Source organism: Aminobacter sp. P4_D5, assembly GCF_056401815.1.
The window spans coordinates 1-568 of record NZ_JBFUIP010001163.1 but is presented as its reverse complement, the minus strand read 5'-3'; the positions used below and the strand labels follow the sequence as shown (position 1 = coordinate 568).

At 72.5% G+C, this 568-nt stretch carries 1 protein-coding gene; it reads left to right on the top strand.

The features are described from left to right. Positions 1–253: 253 nt before the first annotated feature. A partial coding sequence (locus AC1DWF_RS37270) for an Hpt domain-containing protein (protein ID WP_476843448.1) occupies positions 254–568 on the top strand: 315 nt, incomplete at its 3' end.

Genomic DNA, 568 nt, shown 5'->3' with positions numbered 1-568 from the left:
TCCCGGCAGCGCCGCCGCGATTGAAGCGCTGCGCCGCGGCGCCTTCGCAGCCGTGGCCAAGCCTTCCGGCGCCCTCTCGCCCGACATCGCCCAGCGCACGGGGGCGGAAATCCTCGCCACGGCGCGACAGGCCGTGGGAGGCTAGACCCTGATGAGTTCGCATCCGCTCACCGCATCATGGCCCGCCTTTTTGTCCCGCCGCGGGATTCAGGCCTCCGGCGCGTCAGCGCCTGCGGTCATCCCGCTTTAGCCGATGGAAGCCGACGATCCACTCTGGGAGGAATTCGCGGCCGAGACGGCCGAGCATCTCGACACGCTCGAGCAGGGCCTCGCCGGCGACGCTCCCATCGACGTGCTGTTCCGCGCCATGCACAGCCTCAAGGGCATGTCCGCGGCGATCGGCGCCACCGGCATCGGAGGTCTGTCGCACAAGGCCGAGGACGTGCTGGGCCTGGCCCGCGCCGGGCGCCTCGCCCTCGACAAGCCCGCGCGCGACGCGCTGCTGGAGGCCGTGGATGCGCTGCGCGGCCAGCGCTCGGCGCTGCTCGACCAGCGGCAGGACCGGCAG